The organism is uncultured Catenibacterium sp. (assembly GCF_900540665.1).
Lineage (GTDB): Bacteria > Bacillota_I > Bacilli_A > Erysipelotrichales > Coprobacillaceae > Catenibacterium.
On the sequence record NZ_UQGV01000083.1, the window covers coordinates 1 to 9,426 of the forward strand.

At 34.8% G+C, this 9,426-nt stretch carries 6 protein-coding genes; all 6 read left to right on the forward strand.

Annotated elements, in window-relative coordinates; all coding sequences use genetic code 11:
- Positions 1 to 185: 185 nt before the first annotated feature.
- The 6 genes from QZQ55_RS09670 (at position 186) to QZQ55_RS09695 (ending at position 9,420) form a co-directional block, all read left to right on the forward strand.
- The gene (locus QZQ55_RS09670; RefSeq protein ID WP_295092846.1) at positions 186 to 392 is read left to right on the forward strand and encodes a DUF4177 domain-containing protein; all 207 of its coding nucleotides are present in this window, start codon (positions 186 to 188) and stop codon (positions 390 to 392) included.
- Positions 393 to 590: 198 nt separating this feature from the next.
- A complete protein-coding gene (locus QZQ55_RS09675; RefSeq protein ID WP_295092848.1) occupies positions 591 to 5,741 on the forward strand; it encodes a discoidin domain-containing protein in 5,151 nt (1,716 codons plus the stop codon).
- 421 nt (positions 5,742 to 6,162) lie between these two features.
- A complete protein-coding gene (locus tag QZQ55_RS09680; RefSeq protein ID WP_295092850.1) occupies positions 6,163 to 7,413 on the forward strand; it encodes a transposase in 1,251 nt (416 codons plus the stop codon).
- A 120-nt stretch (positions 7,414 to 7,533) separates the two neighbouring features.
- Positions 7,534 to 7,668 carry a hypothetical protein gene (locus QZQ55_RS09685; RefSeq protein ID WP_295092856.1) on the forward strand — a complete coding sequence of 45 codons (135 nt, stop codon included), beginning with the start codon at positions 7,534 to 7,536 and terminating at the stop codon, positions 7,666 to 7,668.
- The gene (locus QZQ55_RS09690) at positions 7,661 to 8,620 is read left to right on the forward strand and encodes a Gfo/Idh/MocA family protein (protein WP_295092852.1); all 960 of its coding nucleotides are present in this window, start codon (positions 7,661 to 7,663) and stop codon (positions 8,618 to 8,620) included. Before QZQ55_RS09685 ends, QZQ55_RS09690 begins: the two co-directional genes overlap by 8 nt.
- Before the next feature lie 101 nt (positions 8,621 to 8,721).
- On the forward strand, positions 8,722 to 9,420 hold the full coding sequence (locus QZQ55_RS09695; protein WP_295092854.1) for a hypothetical protein: 699 nt from the start codon (positions 8,722 to 8,724) through the stop codon (positions 9,418 to 9,420).
- Positions 9,421 to 9,426 lie beyond the last annotated feature (6 nt).

Consider the following 9,426-nt stretch of genomic DNA (forward strand, 5'->3'; position numbering starts at 1 on the left):
AAACGTAGGTATGTACCGAAGGCTATTTCGGGAATTTACGACTATGAAGTGTACAAGAACTTGTGAGTAGATTTGATTTTTGTCAATCGAAAGCATACACGATGACATAGTAAGTAATGTTCATGAGAACTTACATTATCTCGATGTGGGTATATTTAATCACATTTTGAGTGGCAGGATAAACCATGTATAAATATGCATATGAAACCATAAGTTGTAATCTAGAAGGCTGGGGAATAGGTGCAGGTAATGTATATTGTATTGATGAATATCGTTCTGTTATTGAGAAAAGAGCTTTACAAGGATGGCGATATGTCGGATATATTCCTGTAAAGCAGCGTGGAACTGGACATGTACAGGTAATGGATCTGATTTTTGAAAAGGAAGAATAAAAAATGCTAAAAAATGCTAAAATAATTGTGATGAAAAAACTTGATGTAAGAGGTTTCATGAACTATACTCTTACATGAGATGGATTGTTACTTTAAGTAGGCAAGACCAGACACATTAAAGCATGCGCTGCATCATGTCTTTTTGTGTTTGGTCTTTTTTTATTGGAGGACAATCAATCAGAAAGGAAAGTGAAAATCGTGGGAAGATTAAAGAAAGTCGCAGCTGCATTATTTAGTGCAAGTATGATTATTTCTAGCTGGAGTATGACTCTTGTCCATGCAGATACAATCACAAATATTGCATTAAATAAGAAAGCTACAACAAGTTATGCATGTTCTGGATTTGGTGCTGAAAAAGCAGTGGATGGTGATAAGTCATCACGCTGGGCAACTGAATTTGGTGAACATGCTGCGACTAACCATTGGATTGATGTGGATTTAGGTGCACAGTCTACGATTTCATCTTTTAATATCCATTTTGAGAATCCTAAGGATGGTAATGCTCTACAAAGAGTACGTAAATTCAAGATTGAAGGATCACTCAATGGTTCATCTTATGCATTGATTCATAATTCAGCAGATAAACCAGAAGGATTTGGCGTAGATGAAGTTGTAACACTTGATACACCTGTACAGTATCGTTACGTAAGATTAACAGTAGAAAAGTTACGTGATGGTGCTTATCCAAGTATTTCAGTGGCAGAGTTTGAAGTCATGGGTACTCAGGAAAAGACTGAGACACCTACGAATGTTAATTTAGCTCTCAATAAGAATGTTGTAGTAAGTGCGGAGTATCCTACACTCCCTAAGAAAAACCTAACAGATGGTAATGAAAGTACAAGATGGTCTACAGAAGGCGCTCCAGTACAGTGGTTCTATGTAGATCTAGGTAAGTCTGAGTCTTTCAACCAGTTAAAGATGGTTTGGGAAAGTAATGATGTGTACGCAGGTTCTTATAATATCTATGCCTCAGATAATCCTGAAAACTGGGGTGAAGCTATTGTAAAAAGAACAGGTAACAAGAAACGTACTTCTGTAGAATACTTATCAAGTGCTAAAAAAGCTCGTTATGTAAAAGTTGAAGTCACAAAGATGGAAGGGTATAACAGTGTATCATGCTGTGAATTTGAAGTGTTGAATTCATCAGATAAAGCACCTCAGAACCCAGCAGAAAACGTGGCATTCAATAAGCCTGCAGTGGCTTCTTCAATTGAAAGTGGTACTCAGTTTACTGCCAATAAAGCGTTTGATGGTAATACTAAGGGAACATCACGCTGGGCATCTGGTGTAAAGAATGCACCTCATTGGATTTATGTAGATCTTGAAGATGTATTAGATGTCAAGACTGTACGCTTAACTTGGGAAACAAGAAAAGCGACAAAGTATAGAATCCAGTATGCAACCGAATTAGACAAGTGGACAGATGCAAAAGTATTTAATAGCCGTCCTACTAATAAGACTCAGAAGATTGTCTTAGATAAAGCGGTGAAGGCACGTTATGTACGCTTGTATATTGATACAGTGGATCCATCAGATCCAGATACAGGCATTAACTGGAATAATATTTCTATTTATGAAATGGAAGTATATGGTGGAGAACCAACAGTTGATGTGAATGAAATGATGGATTCTATTGCAGTGGCAGAAGTAACGAAGGGTGATCAGAAAGTTCATGTAACTCTTCCAGAGTCTGAAGATTATACAATTACATTCAATGGTGCTGATTATGAACAGCTTGTTGGTGATGATTTGACTATCTATCAGCCTTTAGTTGATACAACTGCTACTTTATCTTTCAAAGCAACAAATAAGAAAGACAAGAATGATTATTTATTTAAAGAAATTGCAGTGAATATTCCTGGTAAATATAACGTCGAACAGGGAGATAATGCAGCCCCTATCGTATTACCAGAATTAAGAGAATGGAAAGGTCATACAGGTACATTCAACTTTAATAAGAATGGTCGTATTGTGGTACGCAATTCTAAATTGAATGAAATGGCAAAAACATTCCAGAGTGATTTAAAGGAAATCACAGGGTCTAAGTTAGATATCGTTACAAGCGGTGAAACAAAAGCAGGAGATATCGTTCTTGATCTTGTAGATAAGAAAGAAAACTTAGGCTTAGATAAGGAAGGTTATATTTTAGAAATTGGTGATACTGTATCAGTGAAAGCTGAACAGGAAACAGGTGCTTTCTGGTCTACACGTACTATTTTACAGATCTTAAAGCTTAATAAGCTTACTATGCCTAAGGGTATCACAAGAGATTATCCACTTTATTCTGTCAGAGGTCTTATTCTTGATGTAGGACGTAAGACATTTACTATGGATAATCTAACAATGTTGATGAAGGAAATGTCTTGGTATAAGTTGAATGACTTCCAGGTACATTTAAATGATAATGTCATTCCTCTAGAGAACTACTCTAATGCAGGTAAGGACCCTATGACAGCTTATTCTGGATTCCGTCTTGAATCTGATATCAAGAAGGGTGGTAAGAACCAGGCTGATTTAACAAGTACAGATGTATTCTATACTAAGAAGGCATTTAGAAACTTCATTAAACAGTCAAGAATGTATGGGGTAAATATTGTTCCTGAAATTGATACACCAGCGCATTCTCTTGCTCTTACTAAGGTGCGTCCAGACTTACGTGCTGGTACTTATGGTCGTGATAATGACCATTTGAATTTAGTGACTAAGTATGATGAATCATTGGCTTTTGTACAGGAAATCTTTGGCGAATACATGAATGGTTCTGATCCAGTCTTTGATTCAAAGACTACTGTACATATTGGTGCGGATGAATATACAAAGGATCCAAATGCATATCGTCGCTTCTGTAACGATATGATTGATTATGTTGAAAACTCAGGACGTAAAGCACGTCTATGGGGAAGTTTATCAAGTCTTAAAGGTAATGTAACTGTAAAGGCGCAGAATGTAGAAATGAACTTATGGAACTACGGCTGGGCTAATATGGATAAGATGTACGAAGAAGGCTTTGATCTTCTTAACTGTAATGATGGTAACTATTACATCGTACCAAATGCAGGCTACTACTATGATTATTTGAATAATTCAACAGTATATAACTTACCAATCAATGAAGTGGGTGGTAAGCATATTCCTGCTGGTGATAAACAGATGCTTGGTGGTTCTTTTGCAGTATGGAATGATATGACAGATTACCTTAATAATGGTATTACTGAATATGATGTTTATGATCGTATTCAGGCATCTGCTGCATTATTTGGTGCTAAGCTCTGGGGTAAAGGATCATTAACTCAGAGTCAGGCTGAAAACGCAGCAGGCTTATTAGGAGATGCACCTGGTACTAACTTTGCCTATCATGCAGAAGACAAAGATGGTGTATTTGAAGTTATTGATAATAATACTTCATATAAGGGTGTAAATGCAGATGTGGAAGATGTTGATTATAAGAAGGCTATTCACTTAAAAGGTGATTCTTCTTATGTAGAAACTAAACTTCATACAACTGTAGGATTAAATAACAGCTTAAGATTCAAGGTAAAACGTACTTCATCTTCAGTTGATAAAGACCAGATTCTATTTGAATCAAGCTATGGTTCTATCAAAGGTGTTCAAAAGGGTACAGGTAAAGTAGCTATTTCAAGAGAAAACTTTGATATTACCTTTGATTATTCACTTCCAGTAGGACAGTGGGTTGAAATTGAAATCAAGAACCCAGATAACGGACGTAATCGCAAGTATGCTGAATTATATGTCAATGGCAAGCTTGTAGACCGTAAGGGTGATGATGAAAAGGTTGAAGGCAATAGACTTATTGCAACTACAATGATTCCATTTGAAAGAGTGGGAAGTAAAACACATGCCTTTGATGGTTATATTGATGATATTGTGCTTGCAAAGAATAAGGACTACGCGTCAACAAGTGAATTAGATAACACATTATTGATCTTACATGCATTAGAAGCAGATAAGAAAGTAGATGCTTCTAAGAAGGATGCAATGAGATCATTAATCAAAGAAGGAGAAGCCCTTACTTGTCAGGCTGATCCAGATGCAGCACGTATTGCTGATGTTGTAAAACGTATGAAAGATTTAATTGCGACAGTGACTTATAAGAAGGCTGATTACAGCGCAATTGAAGCTATTCTTGCAAAGATTCCAAACACTGATTTAACTAAGATCTATACAAAGGATTCTTTAGATGCTTTAGAAACAGCTAAGAGCAATATTGTATATGATTTACCAAGAGGTATGCAGTCTCAGGTTGATGCATATGCAAAAGATTTACAGAGTGCATTAGACCGTCTTGTATTATTAGATGTATCAGATTTATATTACTATCAGGGTACAATGACAGGTACTGCTTCTTCACAGGAAACTGCAAATGAAAAAACACCTGCTTCTAATGCTTTAGATGGTAACCCAGGTACATTCTGGCATACATTATGGAGTGGTGCTTCTTTACCACATTGGTATATGATTACTATGGGTACAACTGAAAAGGTAGATGGACTTTATTATTTGCCTCGTAGTAATGGTGGTAATGGTACAGTGACTCAGTATAGTATCGAAGTAAGTACTGATGGGCAGACTTTTAAGAAAGTCAAAGAAGGTACACTTCCATTAAATGCAGAAGGTAAGTTAATCAGCTTTGATGCAGTTGATGCAAAGTATGTAAGATTTAATATCTTAGCAGCTAAGGGTGGATTTGGCAGTGCAGCTGAATTCAAGATTCACTATGTACCAGCTTCTACTGGAGCAGAAGAACTTGAAGCACTTATTAAACATGCAGAAAGATTAGATCGTACACTTTATACTAAAGAGTCATTAGAAAAGTTAGATACTGCATTAGAAAAGGCAAGAGCTGTATTAAAGAAGGAAGATGTTTCAGCAAATGAAATCAATGAAGCAAAAACAAATCTTTATAATGCGTTATTAAAGGATTTGATTGCGAAGACTCCTGTGATCAAGGAAGATGCTGATACTAAGGATTTAGAGGATTTAGTAGGTTCTATTGATAAGAATCAGAAGGATTATACAGAAGAAAGCTGGAATAAACTTCAGGATGCTTTTAAGAAGGCTCAGGATGTTTTAAATAAGGAAGAACCTGAACAGTCTGAAGTAGATGCAGCTTATAAGAATCTTAAAGATGCAATTGATGGATTAGAAAAGGTCAAAGATCCAGTCATTACACCGGACAAGCCATCTAAGCCAGATGAAAACAAACCTGGTGAAACTAAGCCAAATAAGAAACCGCAGACGAGTGATTTAACATCACTTGCAAGTGTATTCAGTTCTATCTTTGTATCATTAAGTGGTATTTATCTTGTGATGAGAAAGAAAGAGTATTAAGAGTTAGAAAGGACTTCAATCTGAAGTCCTTTTTCTTTGCGAAAAATACATATAAAAAACACATTGAGTCCATAACAATTACATATCCAAATACTATACTAGTTACCGTTGAGGTGATAGAAATGGAATATTTACTTATCTTTTTAGAAAGCTTTTTTAAGACTTCAAATGAAGAAAACTAGAATTGAGGCAGTTTGTTAGACGAAAGAGGTGGAGAATAATATTTTCTTCATCTTTTTTTATTGACGAAAATAAATTTAAACGATAATTCATTTATAGAAAATCAGTCATTCAACCCATGGTCTTTAGACCATGTGTTGAATGGTGTCATGAGTCAAGCATATATATTTACCTAAAAATATATGCTATGATATATATACAGGAAAATCCATTTCCAAGTCTATAGAAAGGAGAAAACGATATGTATCTTACTGTAAAACAGCAAGTTAAACATTTGTCTAAAGATGAATATCTTACTATAAAAGAACTCTGTCATGTGGCAAAAAATCTGACAAACGAAGCAATCTATAATGTGCGTCAATACTTCTTCACTGAAGGTGAACTCTTAAAATATGAAAAGAACTATACACTTTTAAAGAATAGCTTAAATTATAAAGCATTAAATTCTAATATGGCGCAGCAGATTCTTAAAGAAGTTGACGGCTCTTTTAAGTCATTCTTTGGACTTATGAAACTTGCAAAACAGGGCAAATATGCTTTTAAGGACTGCAGACTTCCACGCTATCTTCCAAAGGATGGATATACTACACTTGTCATTGGATTTGTAAGACTTAAAGGGAATAAGCTCAAACTTCCATTTTCAAACAGCTTTAAAAAGACGCATAAGACTATTGAGATAACAATACCACCTGTATTACTTGATAAAAAAGTTAAAGAAATACGCATTATACCTAAAGCTAATGCAAGGTTCTTTGAAATTCAGTACATATACGAAGCTGAATGCGTTCAAAGAAATCTTAATAAAAACAACGCACTTGCTTTAGATTTAGGAATCAACAATCTTGTAACTGCAGTATCAAGTAATGGCAAGTCATTCATCGTTGACGGAAGAAGGCTAAAATCCATTAATCAGTGGTTCAATAAAGAAAATGCACGTTTACAGTCCATAAAAGACAAACAGCATCTTGGGAAGAAGATTACGAACAGACAAAAAACGATTGCTCGTAACCGTAACAATAAGGTAAACGACTATCTGAATAAGGCAGCTCGCAAGGTAGTAGATTATTGCATTACGAATGACATCGGTACGCTTGTTGTTGGATGCAATGAAACATTTCAACGTGGCAGCAATATCGGTAAGCAGAATAATCAGAACTTTGTGAACATTCCTTACGGTCTGTTACGCAGTAAACTTGAATATCTTTGTGAGTTGAATGATATAATCTTTGTAAAGCAGGAAGAATCCTATACATCAAAAGCATCATTTTGGGACAAAGATGAAATGCCAGCTTACAATGCTGATAACCCAACAGAGTATCCGTTCAGTGGCAAAAGAGTACATCGTGGTCTTTACAAAACTGCAAATGGAAAAGTGTTCAATGCTGATATCAATGGAGCTTTGAACATAATGAGAAAAAGTAGCGTTGTGGATATGAATATCCTATACAGTAGAGGCGAAGTGGACACGCCTGTAAGAATAAGGATTGCCTGAGTTGTCAGGTGGAAACTTAAATATCAAACTTCTTAAATAGGGGCACAGCCCCTTAGAAGCTCATTACCTTTAGGTGATGGGTAGTTCACTGTAGATGTACATTTTGATACAATAGAAGATATAAAAGAATTAAATAATAAACTTAATAATATTGAAGGACTTATTGCGACTTCATTATTTGTAGGATTAGTGACTGATCTTATTATTTCTAATAAAGAAGAAACATATAGAATAGGAGGAAAACAATATGTATAATTGGTGTATTATTGGAACTGGATGGATTGCTCATGAAATGGGTGAAGCATTAAATAGAATGAATCATGGTATTTATGGAATTGTTTCAGGACGTTATGAAAATGCATTATCTTATCAGAAAGAATTTGATGTCAAACATGTCTATCATACAATAGATGAGATGTTAGAAGATTCTCATATAGACATTGTATATATTGCGACACCTCATAATTTACATTATGAAGAGATGATGAAAGCATTAGAAGCAGGTAAACATGTTTTCGTAGAAAAATCTATTACTGTCAATGATAAGCAATTAGAAGAAGCAGTCTCTTTAGCTGAAAAGAAAGGCTTAGTTATTATGGATGGTGTGACACTTTTCCATATGCCTATTTTCAAGAAAGTAAAAGAGATTGTGGAGAGTGGTTCTTTAGGACCGGTGAAGATGATTCAGGTCAACTTTGGAAGCTGTAAGGAATATGATGTTAATAATCGTTTCTTTTCTAAGGATCTTGCAGGGGGCGCATTACTTGATATTGGTGTTTATGCAGTGAGTTTTGCCCGTTATTTCATGTCAGAAAGTCCAGAGCAGGTTCTTTCAACTGTTAATCTGTTTGAAACAGGTGTTGATGAAACATCAGGTATTATTTTAAATAATTCCAAGGAAATGGCTGTCATCTCTCTTACAATGCGTGCAAAACAGCCTAAACGTGGTCTTATTGCCTGTGAAAATGGGTATATTGAAATCTATAACTATCCTAGAGGAGACCAAGCGGTGATTACTTATACTTCTGATGGACATAGTGAAACAATCAAAAATGGAGATATGAAAGACGCTTTACTCTATGAAATTGAAGATATGGAGTACTATGTAAGTAATAAACATAGTAAAACATTAGAATTTACAAGTGATGTCATGAAAATACTTACTAAAATCAGAAAACAATGGGGCATGATTTATCCATTTGAATAAATTAAAGAGTGAAAGATACTTTTCGTGCAATAAAAAAACCTTTTATACATAACTATGAGACTTATAATATTATTTTTGGTAAATTATAAGTGGTGATAATTATGAGAAAAAAAGTGGTACAAGATTTAATTGAAACAAGTAGAGAAATATTTCAAGCTTTCTGGCATAAAGATGTGAATCTTTTAAGCCGTTATCTAGACAATGATGTCTTTTATTGTGGTGCTGATCCAAGTCAATATTATTCAAGCAAGAATGAACTAATGAATTATTTATATTCTGTAATGAATGATAGTTTAGAAAGTGAATTGACACATATTGATTTTCAATGCGTTTTTAATCAGCAGAACACATGTATTATTGTCGGTCGCTTTTTTCTTATGACAGATATGAATTCATTAGAAATGATTCATGAACAACAAAGATGTACACTCGTCTGGTCTATTGAAAAAGAAAAGGAAGGACGTATTGTTTATTTAAATACACCAGATCGTTTGGGACAGTTAGAAGACGGTGAGTTATTCCCTCATAAGATGGGCTCTAGTACATATCATTACTATAAAGATATGGTAAAAAAATTAATGGAGCCAGATAAAACAATCTTAGTAAATGATAAAAGCAAGCATGCATGTTTGATTCCTTTAAAGGATATTTATTATGTTATGGCATTCCAGCACAATACAGTGCTTTATACAAATAAAGGTGAAATAACTTCAACAGTTTCTTTTAATAAAATGGAAGCCAAAGGACATTTGAGCCAGCATAAGACCTTCCAATTGATCGTTTTTTCAAAAAAAGCTTGACCTGGA

What these genes read in the sequence shown, in the direction of transcription:
- QZQ55_RS09670 (WP_295092846.1), top strand. Translation starts at nt 186, where the DNA reads ATGTATAAATATGCATATGAAACCATAAGTTGTAATCTAGAAGGCTGG.
- QZQ55_RS09680 (WP_295092850.1), top strand. Translation starts at nt 6,163, where the DNA reads ATGTATCTTACTGTAAAACAGCAAGTTAAACATTTGTCTAAAGATGAA.
- QZQ55_RS09690 (WP_295092852.1), top strand. Translation starts at nt 7,661, where the DNA reads ATGTATAATTGGTGTATTATTGGAACTGGATGGATTGCTCATGAAATG.
- QZQ55_RS09695 (WP_295092854.1), top strand. Translation starts at nt 8,722, where the DNA reads ATGAGAAAAAAAGTGGTACAAGATTTAATTGAAACAAGTAGAGAAATA.